Annotated in this window: 18 protein-coding genes; 6 read left to right on the top strand and 12 right to left on the bottom strand. The window is 52.1% G+C overall.

Annotation, left to right across the window (positions count from 1 at the left end):
- Position 1 precedes the first annotated feature (1 nt).
- From AB8809_RS08850 to AB8809_RS08840, 3 genes are read left to right on the top strand one after another with little or no spacing between them, the layout of a single operon-like run.
- Positions 2–1,399, top strand: coding sequence for an integrating conjugative element protein (locus AB8809_RS08850; protein ID WP_249651817.1), 1,398 nt, complete (start codon positions 2–4; stop codon positions 1,397–1,399).
- Complete coding sequence (locus AB8809_RS08845) at positions 1,396–1,746, top strand: hypothetical protein (protein ID WP_349856141.1); 351 nt, start codon at positions 1,396–1,398, stop codon at positions 1,744–1,746. Before AB8809_RS08850 ends, AB8809_RS08845 begins: the two co-directional genes overlap by 4 nt.
- 11 nt (positions 1,747–1,757) lie before the next feature.
- A complete protein-coding gene (locus AB8809_RS08840; protein ID WP_349856142.1) occupies positions 1,758–3,266 on the top strand; it encodes a conjugal transfer protein TraG N-terminal domain-containing protein in 1,509 nt (502 codons plus the stop codon).
- A gap of 26 nt (positions 3,267–3,292) precedes the next feature.
- Here AB8809_RS08840 and AB8809_RS08835 read toward each other — a convergent pair whose 3' ends face one another.
- Both AB8809_RS08835 and AB8809_RS08830 read right to left on the bottom strand, forming a co-directional pair.
- Positions 3,293–3,664 carry a DUF3742 family protein gene (locus tag AB8809_RS08835; protein ID WP_349856143.1) on the bottom strand — a complete coding sequence of 124 codons (372 nt, stop codon included), beginning with the start codon at positions 3,662–3,664 and terminating at the stop codon, positions 3,293–3,295.
- Between the two features lie 200 nt (positions 3,665–3,864).
- Entirely contained in the window at positions 3,865–4,836 is a 972-nt protein-coding gene (locus AB8809_RS08830) for a hypothetical protein (RefSeq protein ID WP_349856144.1), read from the bottom strand.
- 308 nt (positions 4,837–5,144) lie between these two features.
- Between AB8809_RS08830 and mobH the strand changes: the two genes are divergently transcribed.
- Entirely contained in the window at positions 5,145–6,968 is a 1,824-nt protein-coding gene (gene mobH / locus AB8809_RS08825; protein ID WP_349856145.1) for a MobH family relaxase, read from the top strand.
- A 35-nt stretch (positions 6,969–7,003) separates the two neighbouring features.
- On the opposite strand, the gene AB8809_RS08820 is transcribed toward mobH, so the two are convergent.
- From AB8809_RS08820 to AB8809_RS08790, 7 genes are all read right to left on the bottom strand, one after another.
- The gene (locus tag AB8809_RS08820; RefSeq protein WP_349856146.1) at positions 7,004–8,602 is read right to left on the bottom strand and encodes a sigma-54 dependent transcriptional regulator; all 1,599 of its coding nucleotides are present in this window, start codon (positions 8,600–8,602) and stop codon (positions 7,004–7,006) included.
- A 370-nt stretch (positions 8,603–8,972) separates the two neighbouring features.
- Positions 8,973–9,524 carry a hypothetical protein gene (locus AB8809_RS08815; protein ID WP_349856147.1) on the bottom strand — a complete coding sequence of 184 codons (552 nt, stop codon included), beginning with the start codon at positions 9,522–9,524 and terminating at the stop codon, positions 8,973–8,975.
- Between the two features lie 371 nt (positions 9,525–9,895).
- Positions 9,896–10,384 (bottom strand): Imm26 family immunity protein, encoded by a 489-nt coding sequence (locus AB8809_RS08810; RefSeq protein ID WP_349856148.1) that lies wholly within the window; start codon positions 10,382–10,384, stop codon positions 9,896–9,898.
- Positions 10,378–14,673 (bottom strand): RHS repeat-associated core domain-containing protein, encoded by a 4,296-nt coding sequence (locus AB8809_RS08805; RefSeq protein ID WP_349856149.1) that lies wholly within the window; start codon positions 14,671–14,673, stop codon positions 10,378–10,380. The genes AB8809_RS08810 and AB8809_RS08805 overlap by 7 nt, the downstream gene beginning before the upstream one ends.
- A complete protein-coding gene (locus AB8809_RS08800) occupies positions 14,666–15,112 on the bottom strand; it encodes a DUF1795 domain-containing protein (RefSeq protein WP_349856150.1) in 447 nt (148 codons plus the stop codon). Before AB8809_RS08800 ends, AB8809_RS08805 begins: the two co-directional genes overlap by 8 nt.
- A gap of 28 nt (positions 15,113–15,140) precedes the next feature.
- A complete protein-coding gene (tssI, locus tag AB8809_RS08795; protein WP_349856151.1) occupies positions 15,141–16,991 on the bottom strand; it encodes a type VI secretion system tip protein TssI/VgrG in 1,851 nt (616 codons plus the stop codon).
- Positions 16,992–17,082: 91 nt separating this feature from the next.
- Positions 17,083–17,601 (bottom strand): Hcp family type VI secretion system effector, encoded by a 519-nt coding sequence (locus AB8809_RS08790; RefSeq protein WP_129707094.1) that lies wholly within the window; start codon positions 17,599–17,601, stop codon positions 17,083–17,085.
- 619 nt (positions 17,602–18,220) lie between these two features.
- Here AB8809_RS08790 and AB8809_RS08785 point away from each other — a divergent pair.
- Entirely contained in the window at positions 18,221–18,493 is a 273-nt protein-coding gene (locus tag AB8809_RS08785) for a helix-turn-helix transcriptional regulator (RefSeq protein ID WP_129712389.1), read from the top strand.
- Positions 18,494–18,870: 377 nt separating this feature from the next.
- Complete coding sequence (locus AB8809_RS08780; RefSeq protein WP_039325644.1) at positions 18,871–19,119, top strand: helix-turn-helix transcriptional regulator; 249 nt, start codon at positions 18,871–18,873, stop codon at positions 19,117–19,119.
- A gap of 292 nt (positions 19,120–19,411) precedes the next feature.
- Here the strand turns inward: AB8809_RS08780 and AB8809_RS08775 are convergent, their stop codons facing one another.
- The 3 genes from AB8809_RS08775 to AB8809_RS08765 all read right to left on the bottom strand — a co-directional run bounded on the left by AB8809_RS08775 (position 19,412) and on the right by AB8809_RS08765 (position 21,790).
- Positions 19,412–20,278, bottom strand: coding sequence for a hypothetical protein (locus AB8809_RS08775; protein ID WP_349856152.1), 867 nt, complete (start codon positions 20,276–20,278; stop codon positions 19,412–19,414).
- A 98-nt stretch (positions 20,279–20,376) separates the two neighbouring features.
- The gene (locus AB8809_RS08770) at positions 20,377–21,156 is read right to left on the bottom strand and encodes a hypothetical protein (protein ID WP_349856153.1); all 780 of its coding nucleotides are present in this window, start codon (positions 21,154–21,156) and stop codon (positions 20,377–20,379) included.
- Between the two features lie 88 nt (positions 21,157–21,244).
- Complete coding sequence (locus AB8809_RS08765) at positions 21,245–21,790, bottom strand: hypothetical protein (protein WP_025919277.1); 546 nt, start codon at positions 21,788–21,790, stop codon at positions 21,245–21,247.
- Between the last annotated feature and the right edge of the window lie 125 nt (positions 21,791–21,915).

The raw sequence follows: 21,915 nt of genomic DNA, 5'->3' as shown, positions 1-21,915 counted from the left end.
GATGAAACGGCTCGACCCGAAAGCGTTTTCAATTCCTGCGCCGCGCCTGTGGCAACCCGCACTATTGGTTGCCGTACTGGCTCTGAACAGCGGTCTGGCACTGGCACAGAACGGAGGGTTCCAGAACAGCGGTGCCGTCATTGGCGATGAGGTGATGTACTCCATCGGTGGCGGCAACGCCGTGTCGATGAGCGGTGCGGCCGGCATGCGCTCGCTTGGTGTCGGTGTGGGCTGGAACAGCAACCTGATCTGTGGCGACATGAACATCAGTACCACAATCCAGAATCAGCTCAACGGGCTGACCAACGGCTTTCAGAACATCATGAGCAATGTGATCCAGAACGCCACCAGCGCGGTCGCCTCATTGCCCGCGCTCATCATCCAGCGGGCCGATCCGGGGCTCTACAACCTGCTGACCAATGGCGTTCTGCAGGCTCGACTGGACTTTGACCGCTCCAAGCTCTCCTGCCAGGCGATGGCGGAGCGCATGGCAGACACCGCAGGCGGCCAGCTCGGCTGGAACCAGATTGCCCAAGGTATGGCGCTGCGTCAGGCAGTCTCCAGCACCGATGCCGTCTCGGCTATTGAACAGGCTGAAAAAAACCGGGGCAACGACGGAGTGCCGTGGGTCGGTGGCAGCAACGCAGGTGGAGCCGGTCAGCGGTCAATCAAGGTCGTCAGTGATGTCACCCGCGCAGGCTACAACCTGGTCAATGGTCGCAATGTGGCCGACACCTCATCCATCGACACAGCAAATTGCCAAAGCCTGTCCTGCCAGACCTGGGCATCACCACAGCAGGCCATCGACTTTGCCACCCGCGTGCTGGGCGAGCAGGAACAGCGCACCTGCGAAGGCTGCACCAAGACCGAGACCGTGCCAGGCGTCGGGCTGACCCCGGTCATCCAGGACGAATACGACACCAAGCTGGAAGCCCTGCAGGAACTGGTCAGGGGAACCCGCAACACCACATTCGAGAACCTTCGCGAAGCAGGCAGTGCCTCGCTGCCGATCACCCGCAGCGTCATCGAGGCACTGCGTGACGAACCGGATCAAGACATTCTGGCCCGACGCCTGGCCTCCGAAGTCGCACTGGCATCGGTACTGGAAAAAGCCCTGCTGCTGCAACGAACGCTACTGACCGGCAAGAAAGAGCCAAACGTTGCCGCCAACCAATTGGCAATCGCCACCGTCGATCAGGAAAGCAACACGCTTGACCGCGAGATTCTCAATCTCAAAACCGAGCTTGAACTGCGCCGCGAACTTGCCAACAACTCGCCGATGGCCATCATCCAGCGTCACAGCGCACGCGCTGCCGGCTCACGCGGCATCTATGAAGGCGATCCCGTACCTAATCGCCTTGATCAGTTGCAGCGTCCCCATCCTGGAGGCACGCCATGAGTCTTGCCAGGCTGCGCTCACACCGTCTGCTCAGTTGGCGTACTGCCAGAGCCCTTCTTTGGATGGTGCTATTGCTGGTCATCACCGTCACAGCCAACGTCCTGGGCATCTACTTTGCTGGCAGCATCGCGGGCTGGGAACACTGGCTGGCCGATGCTGCCAGCTATTTCCTGTTGTGGCGAGTGTGCCTGTACGGTGCCACCGTTTATGGCTGGCTGTGGATGCGCCGTCGCCTGCTCCTGCGCGATACCAGTCCCGATGCACGGCGCAGGCTCATTCGCGCCGAAGTTTCCGGTATTGCGGCATTGCTGGTGCTGGAGTTCAGCCTGTTGGTGCAGGACGTATAGGGAATATGACCATGACGCTTTTCACCACCGATTATCTGGAGTATTACCTGACCCTGGTGAGCTGGGTCGTCCACAACGGCATTTGGGCAGTATTGGTTTCCAGCGGTGTGTTCGTCCTCCCCTTCGTGGCCATCATCATCGACGAATGGTTGAGATCCCGTACCGAGGGTGCTGACGAAGGCAACAAGGGCGTCCTGTCTTCAATGCGCATTGAAAACCGGGTATGGGTAGCGATCGTGGTGGTGATGTTCGCCGGTATCCCGTTCATTGATGTTGACCTCAACACAATCAGGTACGATCAGGCGCGTTCGGCACAGTGCCAGATCAGCGTGCCACAGCCCGAAGACACAGGCTGGTCACAATCCTTCAGCACCCTCAACAACCAGAGTGCAAAAGTGCCAGTATGGTGGGCCTTCATGCATGCGCTCTCACGCGCGATCACTGGAGCATCAGTGGCGGCTATCCCATGCGGCACCGACCTGCGACAAATGCGGATGGAGATCAATGCCACCCGTATTGACGATCCCCTGCTGGCTCAGGAAGTCGCGGACTTTACCCACGACTGCTACGGCCCTGCACGTGCCAAACTGTTCATGAATCGTCCTGATCTTGATGAAGCACAAATGCACGACGTGACCTGGATCGGCTCGACCTATTTTGTCAGCACCGGGGGCTTCTACGACACCTACCGCGCCAAGACACCACGTGAGGGCTGGGCTTATGACAGCACTCGTGACGCTGGACTGGCTCAGGTGCCAAGCGGGGCGGGCTACCCCAGTTGCCGCCAGTGGTGGAGCGATGGTGGCAACGGCTTGCGTGCGCGCCTGCTGGCACAGGTCGACCCCAGCCTACTTAGTCGCATCGCCAACTGGGCAGGATTCATCAGCCGTGCAGAGGTAGATGACTCAGTCATCAGGGCGCTTGCTTCCCCCCGCCAGCAGAAACTCAACCAAGGCAGTGTATACACCGATTATGGTGGCCAAATCGACAAAACCTTACCGAATATCGTCACACGTGCTGCAGGCGACATCGGCATGACCATTGGAGGGATCGCCGCATTCCCGGCATTGGACGTCGTGCGCCAGGCACTGCCGATGGTGCTTGCACTAATGAAGATGGCACTGGTGATCTGTATCCCTCTGGTGCTCCTGGTAGGCACCTACGACCTGAAGACCGTTGTCACGCTCAGCATCGTGCAGTTTGCGCTGTTCTTTGTGGATTTCTGGTTCCAGCTTGCTCGCTGGATCGACAGTACGATCCTCGATGCGCTTTACGGTTGGGGATGGGGCTGGAATCGGCCACACAACAATGTTGATCCGCTTATGGGCATGAACAATACCTTCGGCGACATGTTGCTGAACTTCGTTATGGGAACCATGTTTCTGGTTCTTCCAACTTTCTGGATTGCAGCTTTGGGATGGGCTGGTGTAAAGGCGGGGGCAATTGCACAGAATCTAGGAACCGGCAGTAAAGATGCAAAAGACAGCACAGCATCAGGCGTAAACAAAGCGATGCACTGATGGCTCAAAGCTTTTACGGACGGCCATCAATCATCGTACGGATCATTGGGGTCATGGGGATCAATTCGATGACCATCCGATGAGTACAACCCAAATCCAGCCTCACCATGACGTAACTCAATGCTTGGCTGCAAATCGTCATGCTCTCTGTTGCCACGGCTCTGTGCAACAAGCAAGAGACCTATCAGCAAAAGGGCCAACCAGAACGCCACATAAAGCAATAGTCCCAGAAGAGCCAGTTTGGCAATCCACAACAGGGCAAACGCTACCTTAACGGGCATCCCCTGATCGACAAACCAGCTCGATATCTGTTGCTCACAACGCACATAGCCACGCCAGCCTCTGCCGAGCCAACGGCCAAAGCGTTCTGCAATACTGTTATGGCTCGTGCTATTCATGGTCATCATTTTCCTGCGTTACCCGCTTGTACCGGAAGTCCACCTTACAGCGATTGAACACGATGTTGTTACGGAAATCGCCTTGTCTACTTAGCTTAGAGCAGAAATACCATACATCAAATATCCAACTGTCGGAGATCGCCTGTCCCGCTTATTGCTCTGACAGTGCATAAACTAATCAGGAACAAAGTGTGCATCAATCACCCCCCTTCTGGAAACGCCTGTGCTGGTTTGTATTCACATCGCATCCGCACAAATTGGCGGGGAACATTTGCCGAGGCCTCAAAGAACGTGGCGAAATCAAAGTCTTCCAATTGATAAGGTGCAACTAACACTGCGTCCTGAGCATTACCAAGAAAAACCACTGGCCGATCTGCAGGCACATTCGCACATTGATGCGAATCATTAAAATCCAGTGCATGAGCCAGCAGATAGATTTTTTCAGATACCCGAGAATCGCTCAATTGATCACTGGACCACAACCATCCATGATAAAGAAGGACGGATGAAACAAATACGCAAAGAGCAGGGTATAACAACAATGACAACTCTGAATCCTCACCATAAAATTTATTCTTGAGCCAGGCCAGAATAAAGAATAAATTCACTAAAAATATAATCACAGCCACGAAGATTATAAACGGCAAAAGCAATTTAAATACCATAAGGCCGGTAGTAAACAACAGGGTAATAGGTAAAGCCGACGCATCAACATGAAACACAGCATTGACATAAATGCCCGCCTGACCCCGTGCATAGATCACCAGCCCCGACAGTACAATTGATAGCAACACCTTCGTGACAGTAAAACGCCACAGAGAACTCACCAGAGAAGATCGTTCGAGCGATACACCAACGAAAATAGCGCACAAGGCCACTCCCCATAGCCGGAATGCCAAAGTATGCTCTCGTACCCAATCGATATCACTCGCCGCTGAGCGGGTAATCGCCAGCAACACGCCAATTAAACCAATTACACAAAGGGCAACCTCAAGCTTGCGCTGTGATTCTTCTTGTTCATATTGGCGCGTAAACTTCCATTTCACCAAATCGTTATAAATACCCCGGATATAGTACTTCAGGGACCGTGCCTTTTGCTGTGACAGATCCAATTCAGAACCTGTCAATTCCCGCCTGATAGTACTGATATCGCGTTCAATATCCTTCGTCATTTTTATTTCCAGTTAACTAAACAAAACCGTTTCCCAACCAAAGAAAAAATGTCATTACCTCAGAAATAAATAATCTCATAGTAACGTTCCCTGCAAAACAAAGTCTTCACATCCTCAATAGCCCCCCATTCCCAACACAAAAAGAACTCCCCCCTGCCGCATTGATACTCGATGGCACAGACAAACAACGCTATATCAAAAGGCACCAACAAGGGTAAAACCCATAAAAGGCAATGGAATGGGGTCAAGGGGAAAGGCCCTACCCAGAAAAGGAAAAGGCCCATTTACCCCGCACCTGAGGCATCACAATGTTTACTCTGTTCCAGCGAAAAAAGCCCACGCCCCCCCAACCTGATCCTGTCATGCCAGAAAAAGGGCTGCACCAGCCAGAACCCGTGGCGTCCTTGCTGGCCACACCTCGTCGGCAAAAGCTGCTGGAACATATCTGGCAACGCACCTCACTCTCTCGCAAGCAATTCATCACACTTTACCGCAGGCCTCTGGAGCGCTACGCAGAGCTGGTACAGTTGTTTCCCGCCTCTGAAACGCATCATCATGCTTACCATGGCGGCATGCTCGATCACGGACTTGAGATCGTCGCCTTTGCATTGAAACTGCGACAGTCCCACCTGCTGCCGGCAGGCGCACCTCCGGAAGATCAAGCCGCTCAATCAGAAGCCTGGACTGCGGCCATCGCTTATGCTGCCCTGCTCCACGACATCGGCAAGATTGCCGTTGATCTGCATATCGAGCACGAGGATGGTAGCCTCTGGCACCCCTGGCATGGGCCGCTGAAACAGCCCTACCGCTTTCGTTACCGGGATGACCGTGAATATCGCCTTCATGGCGCTGCCACAGGCTTGCTCTACCGGCAAATACTCGATAACCACATCCTCGACTGGCTCAGCAGCTACCCTACCCTCTGGACTTCGCTGCTGTATGCGCTTGCAGGCCAATACGAACATGCCGGCATGCTGGGCGAACTCGTCATCCAGGCCGATCGCGCTTCGGTGGCGCAGGAACTGGGCGGAAATCCCAACCGCGTCATCCTTGCGGCCCCCAAACAGGCGCTACAGCGCAAGCTACTCGACGGGTTGCGTTACCTGCTCAAAGAGGAATTGAAAATCAACCAGCCCCAGGCCTCGGATGGTTGGCTGACAGAGGACACACTTTGGCTGGTCAGCAAGACCGTCTCTGACAAACTGCGCGCCCATCTGCTGTCACAGGGGATCGAAGGCATTCCATCCAATAACACGGCTGTGTTCAACGTGTTGCAGGAGCATGGCGTACTGCAGCCTACACTGGATGGCAAGGCCATCTGGAAAGCCACCATCAGCAGCGCATCCGGCTGGTCACACAGCTTCACGCTATTGAAGCTCTCTCCGGCGTTGATCTGGGAAGCGTCCGAGCGTCCAGATCCTTTCACAGGAACGGTAACGATCGATATCAGTTCCCCCGATAGCAGCGACGCGATGCTTCCCGCACCTGAACCCGCCGTCTCTGCCTCTCCCGCTCACCCCACATCCGTTCTTGCAACAGCACCATCCCCCACTGCGCCACACGATGTCATGGAAGACATACTCGCAATGCTGATACCAGCCGAAGCGCCTAGCACAGCAGCATCCTCCAATGCGTCGAGCACTGCACAACCCACCACCTCACCACCTGATGACACGGATGAGCCCATACCGCAACAGGCCTCGGATACGCCATCCCAACCAGAACCAGCCAAACCGCTTTCGAGCGAACACTTTATGGTCTGGCTGAGGGAGGGGGTTCAATCACGCAAACTCATCATCAACGACGCCAAAGCGATGGTGCATACCGTGAACGATACGGTCTATCTTGTCAGTCCTGGGATTTTCCAGCGTTATGCGCAGGAGCACCCGACAATTGCCACCCAGGCAAAACAAGAGGGATTACAGGATTGGCAGTGGATTCAAAAGCGCTTCGAGAAGCAGCAGGTGCATCGCAAACAGCCCAGCGGGCTGAACATCTGGACATGCCAGGTGACCGGGCCAAGAAAGACTCGGCGGTTGCACGGTTACTTACTCACAGAGCCATCGAGCATCTTCTCGGAGCAACCGCCCAATAATCCATACTTAACGCTTCTGGAGAACACGTCAGCTTAATCATGCAATCCGGCACAACGCTGCACATATCAGCGTCAGTACCTGATCCCCTGCCTGAGACATTTACGATTGAACGTACGCTTGGGTATATTCAGACTATCTGCGGCAGCCTGACGATCGCCACCGAACTGCCGTAGCCTTGCTTGCAGGATGGCAGCCTCCCGTACTCGCACTGCGAGGCGCAAATCCGCTATGTGCTGAAAATCCTCTCCCCGAGCCCGTTCACTTGTCAGCCGTTTCTGCGCCTCGGGCGGCAGTGACTGCATGGTGATCTGCTGGTCGGATAAGGTGTGAGCACAAGCAACTTCCAGCAGGTTGCATAGTTCCCGTACGTTACCAGGAAAACCGTACTGCATTAACTGACGCAGGAATGACGGCTCCAGCGTCACGGATACTTTCCGATCCCGTCGGCAACAGAGTGCGATGAAGTGACGACACAACAGCGGAATATCCTCTGCACGTTCGCGCAGTGGCGCGACATGCAATACACACTGACATAGCCGGTGGTACAGATCCTGGCGGAACGCACCGTCCGATATGCGCTTTTTCAGCGAGTGATGCGTAGCAGCAATCAGCCGGAAATCCGAATGCACTTCCTGCGCTGCGCCAAGAGGACGAAAACACCGGGTCTCTAACACCCGCAATAACTTGGCCTGCATGGCAAGCGGCATATCCCCGACCTCATCCAGAAACAGCGTACCGCCATTGGCCTGCGCCACCAGACCAACCTTGTCGCTCAGGGCATCTGAAAACGCCCCTTTCTGGTAACCGAACAACTCGCTTTCGATCAGACTCTCGGGGATCGCGGCACAGTTAATTGCCACAAACGGCGCATCTCCCCTGCTCGAACATTGGTGCAGCAGGCGAGCCACCACATCCTTGCCTGTACCGGTTTCGCCCAGAATCAGCACCGACAACGTATGCTCAGCCGCTTGTCCGACCTTCTGTTGCAGCACCCTCATGCATGGCGACTGACCGATCAGCACATCCTGCATGCGTTTTATCAACGCCTGATGGCGCGCCTCATCCCGAGCGCGTTTGACAGAAGCGCTAAGCATTGACTGCTGATGCAACCCTCCCGATCGCTGGCGCAAAAGCACCATCTGATTACAGAATATCTGAACCAGTTTTTTGCCTTCTCCACTATCGTGCCATTGTTGTAAACGCTCTGGTGTATCCAGCAGCGCCAGTGTTCCCAGCACAGTGCCGTTATCCGATAACACCGGTATGGCATACAGCCCACACGCTGCCCCCAACCCCGACAGCATCTGCTGAAAAGCCAGATGCTCAATACGCGCACCACCATTCAACGATGACCAGACGTGTGCCTTGTTCTCATGCAAGGCATAGGCTAATGGATGGCTGAAATCATCCACATCAAGCGTCATCACAACGGGGACATCTGCCACCTGGCCTTGGCACAAGAGTTGCCTGCCGCTGCTATCAGCTAACCCCAGCATCGCTCCCTGGGGCCACAAGTAAAATGCCAGTGTAGATAAAAGCCAGTCACACACCTCAGCCTCAGTATTCTGGGCAGTCAGCGTCAATGCCAGATCAAGCCGGGATATCTGCCCCGACTCTTTACCGCTTTTGCTCTTCTGTTCCCCTTTCGGCAATCCTTTGCATTCAGACATCGCCACCTCCTTGCCGTATTTTTATTCCTGTACGTTTATAAAATAATTTATCCACCAGAACGAATTGATTATATTTTACTTACAAACCGACAAGCATCGCCTCCCATGAAACATGGGAACACTTCCCATTAATAAAAACCACTCACAAAAAATTGAAAAACAACCAACATCATTATTATGACACTTAATAATTAACGGCCTTACGAACATAAAAGCCATCTACAGCCCATACCTCAGAGACAAACTGGAATAATTGGATAAATTTATTTCAAATAGCATAACCCGTATTTCAGACGGATTAAAGATGGCAAAAAAAATGCTCACTGCGGAGAGCAGCAAGCATGGAGTGAGCTTGATCAAGTTTTGAATATTAATTAGCTGATGACTGCCAAATTCCGCCAGCAAAACCTTCCGAGTCTTTAATTCTAATTGTTTGTTTTGATTTATACTTTCGACCATCCAAATCACAATATTTGATTTCTACAGACAGACTGACTCCATATAGCCAAAACGTTTGTTCATCAGCGCAGGTATAACCAAAGGAATTAATCATACTTTTTCCGTTCAACAGCAATGGAATCTCGCCGTCATCCGAGAAACACCTCATCACGTTAGAATATATAGCGTTCGTATTTTTATGATTTTTAACCCATTCGGATATACACGCGTCAATCTCAACCTCTTTAACGCGAATGCGAACATTTATAGCAGGTCGAGTTCCAGTGTTACTTAGCACTAAGTTGTAGGCAATTGATTCACTACCACCAGCATGAGTCTCGACGGCCGCCGACACGATGGGTCGATTTGACTGAAACCAACTTCTTCGAGTGAACACAAATGACACAAGCGATATGCTAACAGCCAATAAAGATAAAAATAAAGATATGATAGTGATCCAACCATCCAAAATCGGCAGCGGCATTTCTGGTTCCTCGCATATTCATTTTCAGTTGGTTTATCAGATAATAGAAAATCAGCCTGATGACAGCATGAGGTAAGTTTACCGTCGCGGTGGTGAGGCGCCTCATCTATGAGGCCACCGTCCCGCTGGTAGCAGAGTCTTCACTGGTCTGAACGCAGCGTTTGCCGACACAGCATCCAAACGGGCCGTAGCAGCAACATCAGTGCTCACACCCTGGCGTATCCACAGCCCGGAGCTGGTTGCGGCTGTCCCAACGGTAATGCCACACCTGTGTGTCGATAGCCCGCACCTATTGCTTGCGGATTAACCGCCCGGCTTTGTCGTACTAGATTACGTGAAAACATGACTTAACAATTAACAACCAAATAGATTTAATTTGGCATAAACCTTTCATTTAATTTACATTCAATTATTTTGATTACATTTTCAAAGTAACAAAGAGCCCTTTCCCCAACAACCTTCCCCTCTCTGCTCCCCTCATATAGATTTCCGGACAAATCGTATGCTCTATTATTCAATGGATTTACAAACAAAAAATCATCCAAAACATCCTCATCAAAGGATTCATTGCCTAAATAAAAAAAATAACCGTTCTTCCAGCATGACTCATCAGTGATAATTGGCGGCACCAGAAATTCACAACCATTACTAGAAACCTCACCCTGCAACTCCATCGTTTTCTTATCAAAAATACAAATCAGCAGAGTGTTTTTAAATGGACCAACTGTCAAGTCGGCCAAAACAACTTGCCCGTACAAGTATTCATTTTTATTTGTTTTAAAATAGAAGACATCCCCTTTGATGGGCCTTTTAGGCTTCTTCGATACATCCATTTTAACAACAGAAATTTCATTTACCATTTTAACTTAATCCCATTATCTTTAAGCCAGTTTTCGCCCCACTCCACAGCATCTGAGTAAAGTTTTCTTGTGGGGCTAATGCTATTTATCTCGTTCTTAAAAATTGACTTGTTATTATCGATCAAAGCCTGCTCTATACTCCGGGCATGCCCCCGATTCAATGGAGTGTCAGTTATAGGAACCAATCGATCAAACCTATCACCATGCTGTAGAGCACGAACATCAACGTCCTTGCTTATTCCCACATAAATTGGCTTCCCATCCTTGTACCCTATGTATACGTGAGTATTGTTTCCTTGTGCCGCTTTAGATTTTATCCAATCGTCATATGACATATTGGGGCAAGAAGCCAATCCAAATGGATCAACCCAGCCAATCGGATTAGGCACATATCCGTAGTTACTCTCCCCACCCAAAACACTAATCGGGTCGGGTGAGATATAACAACCACCATTTGGATCATAATAGCGGAACCTGTTATAGCATAAGCTACTTTCAGCGTCACGGTATTGCCCGGCAAAGGCCAGCCCCGGATCAAGATTTTCGGTATTATCGGTATAACGCTGCCCCCATAAGTTGGTGCGCGGAGCTTGCCAGCGAAGTTCACCTTGCGGATTAAAGACCGCCTGCGGCTCGCCATTATGGCCGCTGGTCACAAAATCCGTTTCCCAACTGCCGTCCGTATGTTGCCGCTGCTGTACCAGCAGTTCCCAACCGTTATGCACCCAGTGGCGGCGGCTGATAAGCTGGTTGTCACGATAGCGCCGTACCTCTGCTATCTGGTCGCCGTCCCACAGGTAGCGAATATCTTCATAGGTTTGGTCGCAGCGTTTGCCGATACGCCGTCCGAACGGATCGTAGCGATAGAACCAGCGTTCACCGCTGGGCGTATCCACTACCCTAAGCTGATTGCGACTGTCCCAACGGTAATACCACACCTGCGGCCGATAGCCCGGCTGCACCACCTGTTTGCGAATGAGCCGCCCGGCCTTGTCATACTGGTAGTGGGCGTTGTCCTGTTGAGTCAGTCGTCCAGCCTGCCACTCGGTCAGCCTTGTCGCATCCTGCGGCAAACCACTGCGGGTGTAGCAGTATTGCTCTTCGGTTTCGACGCTGCGCCCCGCGCCGCCGCTCAGTACCGACAGCACCCGCCCACTGGCATCGAGTTGATAGCCTGCCGCTTCGCGATTGCGCCGGGTGCCGGTCAGGTTGCCTGCGCCGTCGTAGAGGTATTCACGGGTCTGCACCGGCTGCAGGCGGCCGTCCACCTTCTGGCCGCTCATTTCCCGCGTCAGCCAGCCCATGGCGTCGTATTCGCGATGCTGCATAAAGCCAGCCTGACTTTGGCGGGAAGACTCACGGCCTACGCCGTCGTGAACCAGCGTCAGCTCTGCGCCATCCGGCAACTGCACCCGGCGCAGCTCTCCCGTCGCACGGTAGCAGAAAGTGCTGGTGAGCGCCGCGCTGTTTTCTTCGCCTTCCCAGTACAGGGTGCGAGTGACGGTGTGCGACTCTCCCTGGTATTGGCGTCGGATTTCCGTTCCGCTGTTCCGCTCCTGTACCACCCGGTCACGCTCGTCATACTCAAACTGGATATGACTGGTGGAGGATGTCACTTCGATCAACCTGCCTGCCGCATCGTAGCGGTGGTGCAAGGTATCGTCCGGCGCGGTTTCCTGAATCAGCAGTCCACGCCCGTCGTACAGAAAGTGGCGAGTTTCTCCTTCACCATTGCGGATACTGATGCAGTGACCGTCTTCGTCATAGCTGTAGTGGGTTTCCGTACCGGCCATATCCCGCTCACGGATAACCCGCGCATCGGCGTCCAGCCACCACTGCCAGCGGTTGCCATCGGGTGCGGTGACACCAATCAGTTGCTGGCTTTCTTTGTCGTACTCGTATTGCCAGGTGCGGCCTTCGGCGTCAGTGCGTGAGGTCAGCAGGTCGAACGCGCCATAGGTTTGAGCCCAGACCGCGCCGTTACCGTCGGTGTAGTGCAGCAGGTTGTTGTGTTTGTCGTACTGGCGTTGCTCTTGCTTGTCGTCCGGGCGTATCAGTTGCTCCGGCAGCTTCCAACTGGCACGGCGGTAACCGAGGCGATACGTTGCCCCATCTGGACGTGTCCAGCTTGTGAGTCGGTCTTGCTGGTCATAGCGCAGTTGCTGGGTGCGGGATTCCGCATCAGTGGCACTCATCAGGCGCTGGCGGTGGTCATAAAACAGACTGGCCTGCGTCCGGCCTTGTTCGTCGCTCACCTCGGTCAGCAGGCCGTAGCGGTTCCACGCAAACCGGACTTCGCTGGCGTCCGGCCCGGTCAGGCTCAGCGGATTGCCCTTGCTGTCGTACTGCCATGCCCAACTTCGGCCCAATGGGTCGGTGATGCCAGTCAGCCGCTCGTAATGGTCATAGTCGTAGTGCCACTGATGGCCGCTGCCGTCGGTAAAGGTGCTGACCAGCCCGCTGTTGTCCAGGTAGGCAAATTCCACGACCCTCCCTGCCGGAGAGATTTCCCGCAGCAGGTTGCCTACGTCGTCGTATTCATAATGGGTGACATGGCCAAGTGGGGATTTTTCCCAAGCCATCAGGTACAGATCATTGAAGCCGTATTCATGACGCTGACCCAGCCCGTCGGTCATCACCACGCGGTCAGCCAGATACTCAAAATTAGCCGTCAGGTAGCCGTCAGCACAGGTGGTGTAAATGCAGCGGCCCTGGTGGTCATACTCATAACGCGCCCAGGTCTTGTCGTTGTCGTGCCAGCGGATCAGGCGGTTGTGATTGTCGTAGTCATAGAACAGGTGGTAGGCGTGTGAGGCATCGGCCTCGACCAATCTGCCGCGCTCATCCTGCCGGTATTCCGCCAACAGCGTTTTTTGCCCAGTGTCGATACGCTGTATCTGGCGCAGGAATTCCCCCTGCCATACCAGCAGCAACTCGATGCCGTCGCTGTGTCTGATCTTGCGCAGGTTGCCCTTGGGATCGCGCAGAAAGTTGATTCGGTTGTGGTGGTTGTCGGTAATGGATGACAGCAGCAGTTGGTCGCCCTGCTTGACGGTAAAGGCACGCCAGGTCTGGCTGTCGCGGTGCCACAGGTGAAAGCCGTTATGGCGTTTGACCAGTTTGAATTCGGGGTATTCGGCGCAGTACACCACCGTTGCACCTATCCCGAAGGTGAAGTCGATGTCATAGCCCTGCGCCAGGGTAAGCGTCACATGGATGTCACCCTGGTCAGTGCGATCAACGGTAGCGACTTCACTCCAGCTATCGTGCCAGCCATGACCCAGCAAGCCGGAGTGTGGGCTACCAGAGCGGTAGGTGCGCTCGAACAGCAGTGGAACGGTCTGGCCCAGTTCCAGATCGAGGCGTTTTTCAATGACCTCGCCACTGGCAATGTAGACGGGGTCTTTCAGGAAGCCGCGAATGGACTCGGTGACACGCGCCAGTCCTTTGCTTTCTTTAAAGCCGTTTTTGGCACACTCCACAGCACTACGGAGTCCTTTCAGGGCAAATGATGCCCCGGCCTGCATGCCTCGCAGTACGGCCATCGGTCCTTTGGTAAACAGAGTGCCCAGTCCCCGGAATAGACCACGACTGGGGGGCATCAGGAATTCCACTGCGAGTATCAGCGCTTTCTGCCAGCCACTGAATTCATCCTCGACCTTGAGTGGCGATTCTTGGCCTGAACCAAAGAACACCGTTGATGCCCCTTCCTTGATCGTGGCCCCACATACGGTTTTGTCATCTACACGTGCTGCGTGGTAGCCCTCGACAAATACCGTGGCACTGCCCTGGGCAATCAGTTGCGGGCCGTTGTGTTTGTCGCACAGCACCGCATCGATTTCAGCGCGGGAGACTGGATTACCCTCTGCAAAGACTGTCTTCGAGCCATCTTTGACCGCCCCTGAAGAGGGCGACATGCTGTCAACCATCGAGGACACACGCTTGCTGACACCGCCTATCAGGTCACTCAGTCCATACACCAGCGCCGCCCCTGCCGCCAGCTTGACTACTCCCACCACCAGGGCGAGACCAGCCCCGCCGGTGGCCCCCATCAACACCACTGCACCCGCAACGGCGGCGGCGGCCACGGTAAACGCGGCAGCCGCGATCAACGCTCCGACAGCCGCTCCTGCCAGTGCGCCCCAGAAACTGCTGTGCTTGATAGCCTTGCCTGGCGAGGTGGGCGGCTTACCCTGTCCTGGCTCAGGTAAACCCGGTGGCAGCTTAGGGCGGTTGCCCGCATGCATGGCACCAACACGTGCAATACGGGAGAGTATTTCCTCACGCATGGCCGCCTGCCTTATCCTCCGGTGTGGCAGGCAATTCAACGGCTTTGAAGGTCTCAATCACGGTCAGCAAGCTGGCTTTGTTCTCATCACTGAGCACATCAGCGGCGGTAATAGTGAACGTCAGCAGCAGGTTGCCACGCATTTGCATCACCACCACCTGATGCATCTGCCCTTCGGGCGACTGCCAGGTGTACTCAACCCCTTGAGCGGTTTGCCCATCCAGCGTCAGCGTCCACGCCTGCCGCTCTTCATAACCTTTAAGCTGCGCCGACAACTGCGCCAGCGTGTCCTGATAAGCCGCATCGGCTGTTTTACCGCCCTCCACTGGAGTGCGGTTGACCACCAGGTTGGTCGTGTCGTCAGGCAGAACAAAAACGTGCAGCGACTCATCTCGCCATTGCGCAGGAATGTTCAACGTGCCTTCGTTCATCTGGTACATGTTTCAGCGTCCTTGTTGTTTTTATTATTCAGTTCAGGTCGATACGGTTGCCGTTGACCGTGATGGTTTTGCCCTTGATGGTGATGTCACCTTCGTCGCTGATACTGATAAAACCGATGTTGGCGGCAATCAGAATGCCGCCCTGTATCGACTGGATAAGGATGTTGTTTTTCACCTGCAGGCTGTCGTGAAGTTCTTCTGTTGCCGTGACATCACCCACCACCGTGCTGCGGCTACCGGAGATGGCAACGGTTTGCTGCCCCTGGATTTCGGTGGACTGGTCTTTGATGACCGACACCGTCTGATTGCCGCCGACGTTTTCGGTATGGTCAGCCGTCACGGTAGTGCTGCGGTTGTTCAGCACCACGGTGTTCATGTCTTTCTGAGCGTGGATAAACACCTCTTCCTGCCCGGCCTGGTCTTCAAAGCGCAGTTCATTAAAGCCCGCGCCCTTATGCGTTGAAGTACGCAGCGAGGTGCGTGTCTTGTTCGCTGGCAGTGGATACGGCGATGGATTGGTGGCGTGGAAAGTGCGGCCTGTCACAATCGGCTGGTCGGGGTCGCCTTCGAGGAAGCTGACAATCACCTCATGGCCGATGCGTGGGATGGCTATCAGACCGTACTGACCGCCTGCCCAGCCCTGACTGACGCGCACCCAGCAGGAGCTCTGGTCATCGCTGGCTCCGTAGCGATCCCACGGGAATTGCAGTTTGATGCGCCCGTATTCGTCGCAGTAGATTTCCTCGCCTGCGGGGCCGACCACGGTGGCAATCTGCGGGCCATCCACCATCGGTTTGTAGGGCAGATCGGCACGCCAGGTGCTTTTGGCACTGATCACCTCGAAGCTGTTACTGTAGGTCGTCGGCTCGCCGCCGCTTTCTTCTTCCAGCGCCTGCGGTTGCTTCCCACTGTGGGTGATCGCCACCAGTTGCCAGGCTGCGTTGAGCGTTGGATTGGGGTGTTCGGTGAGGGTAAAACTGCTCCCCGGCATCAGCATCGCGGCATTTGATTCACCCGATCCCGTCATGGCACCGGCGCGCAATGCATCCAGCCGATAGCCGGTAAAGGCCTTGCCGCTCGGATCTTGTTTGAAGCGACCGGGATAATCGAAGTGCTGATAGCTTTCGCGCTGGTTCGCCAGCTCGCTGCTCATCTTGCTGTGCAGCAGGCCGTAGGCGGGCGTTTTGAAGCTGTAATCCTTGAGCGCGACTTCTGCTGTGCTGACCGCTTCGGCGTAGCGGAAACGTCTGACATATTCGCCTTCACTCAGCCCCTGCGTGGCGAGGTTGAAGAACAGCTCCGGGCCTTTGCCAAGCGCCCCGGCATCATCGGCAAAGACGACCCGGTGCTTACCGGCTTCAAACTCATGGAAAAAGTACAGGCCTTCCTCAGCCGCCAAACGGGCGACAAAGGCCAAATCACTTTCCCGGTACTGCACACAGTATTCGCGGGGCGCGTGGTCGTGCCGCAGCGCAAAGGCGTAGTCGGTGATGCCGGACTCTTCCAGCAACGTACCAATAATCGCTTCTGGCTTCTGTGCCTGAAAGATCCGTGCATTGGTGCGCAGCCCCAGCCGCCACAGCGCCGGTCGCACTTCTGCCTGATAGCGGGTACGGCGAAAACCGGTGTCGCCCTGTGCAAAGGCGCTGACAATGCCGCTGACACGGCGCTTGAGTTCACCTTCGTACCACACCAGCAGTTCACACGGCTGATCCAGTACGGCACCAAAGTCGATACCCGGCAGCGGGCTGGCCAGATTCAGCGACAGGGAAAACGGCTGGTTCAGTGCCTCGCTGAGCTGAAAATCCACCACCGCAAAGGTGCTCTCGGGCAATGCACCGACCTTTACCGTGAACTGTAATCCTGTACTGTTTGCCACACGTCCTCCTGATGCTGTCATCCACACTCAGGCATGGCATGAGCCATGACTCAGTGCAGGAAACCCGGCACAGGGCCGGGTTTGAGCGGCATCAGGCTTCGACAGGCGTGCGCCAGTCGTCAGAACCAGAGGTTCCGGCCACGGTGTGCTCCCAGTCGACTTTGCGGTAGGCCAGAGAGACTTCGATCAGTTGGGTGTAATCGAGCTTGGACGGGTCCTGGCAGTGTGGCATTTTGCAGTCGATATCCACGATGGTGGCGTCAGTCAGCACGGTAGAGAAGAAGTGCTCCTGCTTGCCTTCCACAGACGTGCGATACCACTTCAGTGTGACGGTCGGCAGCATTTCACCGGAGGCCAGGGCGTTGTACATCAGTGGCACCGCCTTGTTCAGCGCGACGGTGAACTTGAACGGCTTGTGGACGCGTTGACCAGACGGTTGGCCAGACTGCGGATCGGTCGGCACGGTGACGACGTGTTTGAATTCCTGTACCAGCATTTCATCTTCGTGGCCTTCCACATAGATGTTGCCGACAGAATCAGAAGTGAAGGCTCCAGCGGTGATGTTGCCCTGCGTTTTTCCTTCGATGCTGATATAGCATGGAGTTGGCATAGTCTTGCTCCTTTCCTTGTTGTTGATATAGGTAACGCTTCGTCGTTACTCATATCAATAACCATGCCAATTTTTATCCTGCTGTTTTTATTGTTTATTTTCTTAAATCAAATTTCCCCTAAGCCAAATTTGAGCAAGAAGTTGCTCAGACCATCCCGAAACAATGATGATTCTTTGTAAAACTGACCCAGACAGTCGGATTGTTCTGTGAGCTGCGCAATAAATGGCCTGAGCTTCGCAGTTATTCTGATAATTTTGATTAATTTTTGAGACTACCATCTCCTTGAGAGGACATGGCTATCAATCTTTCAAATAATAGCGTGCAAATATTAGCTTCTCGATCGACCAGTAATTAGAACCAATAACATGATGTGCTTAAAAGTTTTTGAGTGCGGCGCATTTTTCACTTATCTTGTTTAGGCCTTTGGCAAAATCCATCGGCGGGGATTTGCACCCCCTATACATGTGTCCCATCAGCGTTTAGGCGCTGGTGTGCCTGAGTACGCCCCTGTTATGGCGGTTCAGGCAGGGGAGGATTTATCCTGCCGGTTTAGGTCACATGTCCGGTAGTGCAAACCCTGTCTGAACCGCCACCCACAACATGGAGCTATTTATGGTTATGGCGCAGCAGCAACAGGACTGGCACCGGGCGGATATCGTCGCCGCACTTCACAAGAAACGTATCAGCCTGGCCGCACTCTCACGACAGGCCGGACTCAGTGATTCCACTCTCGCTAATACGTTTTATCGCCCCTGGCCGAAAGGCGAAAAATTGATTGCAGAAGCGCTGGACATGGACCCAGCCGAGATCTGGCCGAGCCGGTATTACGATGAGACGGGCAACAAAGTCACCCGAAGGTTCAAAAAAGCACGAACACCCGTTTCTGGCTAAAAACAATCACTTGCTGGCAAAATCATCTGCCAGCACAAAAATGCGTCTTCACTACCTGTTTTACTTACTACTCTCCCGACATGCTGCCATAACAGCTCAACGCCGCCAGTCCCCAACACAACAACTTTTTAATTTGAGAAAGCTGCAAATTTCACTTATCTTAATTATGCCTTTGGCAAAATCCATTGGCGGGGATTTGCAGCCCCATAGCGAGTTACCCATCAGCGTTCGCACGCTGGTGTGCCTGAGTACGCCCCTGTTATGGCGGTTCAGGCAGGGGAGGACAATGTCCTCGCCGGTTTAGGTAACTTGCCCGGTACTGCAAACCCTGTCTGAATCGCCACCAGCAGTAAGACTCAGGGTTACTTCATATGACAATGAACAAGCAGGACTGGCACAACGCCGATATCATCGCAGGCCTTCGCAAAAAGCACACCACACTGGCTGCTTTGTCCCGACAAGCAGGGCTAAGCTCCTCTACTCTCGCCAACGCACTTACGCGTTCCTGGCCGAAAGGCGAACAACTGATTGCCAATGCACTCGGCGTGGAACCCGCCGAAATCTGGCCTAGTCGGTATTTTGATGATGATGGCAATAAACTGGAAAGGAAAACCAGGAATAGTTGATTGACTTGCGTTCCACACCGGGGAAATAAGCACTGCAGAATTTTAATTATTATGAAAAGAAAATAAGAGGTGATACCCTCACCTCATAAAAGCAGCGACAAAATTCATTTCCAGACGCTTAAAAATACAGCAGAGTTCTTTTAACCAGAAATTGAATATGAATTAAAAATTCATCTAGGCGTGATCTGTATTAGAACACGAGAAAACCTGATATATTTCAAAGAGCGATTAGCTGACGTTAACGCCCTCAGCAGCGGAAAACATTTCAGACCAATTGGAGTTGTCAGGCACATTACTCCTTTGGATGAAACACAAACTTCTCACCCGGAACCAAATTGAAATTACAATCCTCTGGCTTCAGGCCATTAATCTTAAGAAGATTAATGGCCTTTGCTTTATCTTCTAAATCTCGGATTATCTTTTGCTCAAGAGCCTCAACGTGAGAAAGCATATGTAGAAACCCGTTAAGTATATCGTCTCCCTCTTTCAGCAGTTGCGCTCTAGAAACGTCTGACGTTCTGATATTCAACTCTTGAATTCCCGAGTGAGCCACCTGGGAATTTCTCAACTTGTTAACGAGATCCATATGATCCATGGCGCAGTGCTCGAACTCTAGACACAAATGATATGGATGTGCCAAAGTTCCAACCAATGAAACGAAGTGAGGTTTTTTATCATTTGCTCGTTTACAGCTTGGGCATGGTGCTTCTAGCAATTGGCCCAGCGCCATTCTTCCGTATATTGATTCAGGTATATGTGTGCAGTAGAGAAGCTGTTTAATTGCAACTTCGCAGAGTCTTGCAGAATATAAAATCATTTCATTGTAAATTCTCAGCCGTTCAATTTCTGAATCTACTTCATCATGACTAGGCTCAGCAGCTCCGTGCGCATAATTATGAAAATAGTTAATAACCCTCCCCATAATAAGTGACAAAGTAACTCCATTTTTTGTATACGGGTTAGTGAACCCACTTCTTTCCGGTGCCTCTTGAGCAGGCATAAGAGACAAATGTCCTCGCTGCTGCATCCAAGCACGCATATCTGTTGCGATCGGCAGCAAGTTTATTCCGCCAATCATCTCGCCCAACCAGCGAAAAGCTCTAGGATCATCCCCCCAAGAGTGATGTGCACCATGCCACTCACGCTTTTTAGTTTTCATTTCGATTGATTACCTCGCCATGCCTAATACCTCAACAACCGATTCCACTTTTTTGCGGACTACGCAAAAAAACACATAGTTAATTGATTTTTTATATTTCAAAACATCCAACTAAAAAAACCACCCGAATGTTTTTTGCTAATTTCCTTTGCAAACAACTCATGAAGTTTTTGAAAAAATTCATATTCCTTTTGAAATATTGACTGTTCAGATTCCGCCATAATTAAATCGTATTGTTTTGCTGGCTCAAATATCTTTTTCATTTCACTGATAAGCATAGATTTATTCATATCGTTAGACATATCAATAGAAACAAACCTTCTCATTAATGGCATCAACTGATTAGGGTCTATATCTTTTATAATTTCTTTGGCCTTTTTCTTTCTTTCTGAATAGATAGCATTAATCTCGTTTGTGCGTTTTTCTGCCAACCTCATAAGCTCTGGGTATGAACCAGTAGCCAAGGCAAGCTCCTCATATTTTAGAAACAAATCAGATCTACATTTTTTTACCACCACATCAAGCTCTTCGACCCTCTTTTTTAGCTCAGAATTTGCTTTGACGACTGACATTGGGATAGCTTCATAATCTCGCCCCAACTTGGATTCAGGAGTCTCAAACATATGTACTATTTCATCAAACATAAGTTGATAAGAACCTGCTAAATCTCCATATTTTAGAAAAAGTTCATTATGTGAGGTCGAACAAAAGCCTTGCAATTCTCTCATAGGCCTGTAGTAATCTTTTATAAGCTCCTTTTGAAGGCCTTGATCTTTCTTGTAGCTCTCTAGCACTCCTGCAAAAAGAAAAGATCCCAAGAATATTGGAATTATGGCAATTAGCAATTGACTAGAAAATGATGATGCTCCGTTGCTCACGGAATCTCCTTAAAATATAACGCAGAAATAATCAGCCACCTGTCAGGAGTGGGCGACCAACAGGCCACGAAAGAAATTGATTGACTGGCTAGCTATAACCCAGAACCTTGGTTAAAACATTGACTATGGTTCCCACTGCAACCTGAAGTGAGGTTTCTGACGACTTTTCAAACACCGCTTTCAAAACAGAGATATTTTTGTCATTCTCATCAGCTATCTCTCCACCTTTGAATGATTTATTCAGATGAGAAAACCCCTTCGCCGTGAGCTGATATCCATTATCACAGTGACGTATGAGGCCTTCCCAGCACAGAAAATCTAAGGTGCCATTGAAAATTCGTTCTTGCCGGTCTACACCATTACGCTGGTCACGCTCTAGTTCAGCAAGTCGTGCCTCAATAGCGGGACGCTTTTCCTTGACCGTCGCCTTCAGATCCTCATCCTCTACGCAATCAACTATGTCAGCAATATCACGCCTGATCCTCAACTGTTTTAACTCTTCATAATTATCAAAATTCAAATAATCCGCAATCACTTCCCGCTGCTTGATAGCGATCGGAACAGGAAAGCTGTCATACAAGGTCTCAAATACCTTAGCGGCATAAATTGAAAATTGATCAATATTATCTGACATAAAAATCCTGATTGGCTAAAATATTATTGTTACGCATTCTTGGTTTTTCATTTTGACAGGGGAAAAAGCTACAAAAACAGCAATCTCCCCCCTCAATATATGACGCTTTTTATTAACCCAAAAGC

The organism is Pectobacterium aroidearum (assembly GCF_041228105.1).
Lineage (GTDB): Bacteria > Pseudomonadota > Gammaproteobacteria > Enterobacterales > Enterobacteriaceae > Pectobacterium > Pectobacterium aroidearum.
The sequence above is the reverse complement of the archived record's forward strand: the minus strand, read 5'-3'. Positions and strand labels throughout refer to the sequence as shown.

Bases quoted from the DNA above. Each gene is read 5' to 3' on its own strand.
- AB8809_RS08820 (WP_349856146.1), bottom strand. From the start codon at position 8,602: ATGTCTGAATGCAAAGGATTGCCGAAAGGGGAACAGAAGAGCAAAAGC.
- AB8809_RS08800 (WP_349856150.1), bottom strand. From the start codon at position 15,112: ATGTACCAGATGAACGAAGGCACGTTGAACATTCCTGCGCAATGGCGA.
- AB8809_RS08835 (WP_349856143.1), bottom strand. From the start codon at position 3,664: ATGAATAGCACGAGCCATAACAGTATTGCAGAACGCTTTGGCCGTTGG.
- AB8809_RS08775 (WP_349856152.1), bottom strand. From the start codon at position 20,278: ATGAAAACTAAAAAGCGTGAGTGGCATGGTGCACATCACTCTTGGGGG.
- mobH (WP_349856145.1), top strand. From the start codon at position 5,145: ATGTTTACTCTGTTCCAGCGAAAAAAGCCCACGCCCCCCCAACCTGAT.
- AB8809_RS08785 (WP_129712389.1), top strand. From the start codon at position 18,221: ATGGCGCAGCAGCAACAGGACTGGCACCGGGCGGATATCGTCGCCGCA.
- AB8809_RS08815 (WP_349856147.1), bottom strand. From the start codon at position 9,524: ATGCCGCTGCCGATTTTGGATGGTTGGATCACTATCATATCTTTATTT.
- AB8809_RS08805 (WP_349856149.1), bottom strand. From the start codon at position 14,673: ATGCGTGAGGAAATACTCTCCCGTATTGCACGTGTTGGTGCCATGCAT.
- AB8809_RS08790 (WP_129707094.1), bottom strand. From the start codon at position 17,601: ATGCCAACTCCATGCTATATCAGCATCGAAGGAAAAACGCAGGGCAAC.
- AB8809_RS08780 (WP_039325644.1), top strand. From the start codon at position 18,871: ATGAACAAGCAGGACTGGCACAACGCCGATATCATCGCAGGCCTTCGC.
- AB8809_RS08810 (WP_349856148.1), bottom strand. From the start codon at position 10,384: ATGGTAAATGAAATTTCTGTTGTTAAAATGGATGTATCGAAGAAGCCT.
- AB8809_RS08830 (WP_349856144.1), bottom strand. From the start codon at position 4,836: ATGACGAAGGATATTGAACGCGATATCAGTACTATCAGGCGGGAATTG.
- AB8809_RS08850 (WP_249651817.1), top strand. From the start codon at position 2: ATGAAACGGCTCGACCCGAAAGCGTTTTCAATTCCTGCGCCGCGCCTG.
- AB8809_RS08765 (WP_025919277.1), bottom strand. From the start codon at position 21,790: ATGTCAGATAATATTGATCAATTTTCAATTTATGCCGCTAAGGTATTT.
- AB8809_RS08845 (WP_349856141.1), top strand. From the start codon at position 1,396: ATGAGTCTTGCCAGGCTGCGCTCACACCGTCTGCTCAGTTGGCGTACT.
- AB8809_RS08840 (WP_349856142.1), top strand. From the start codon at position 1,758: ATGACGCTTTTCACCACCGATTATCTGGAGTATTACCTGACCCTGGTG.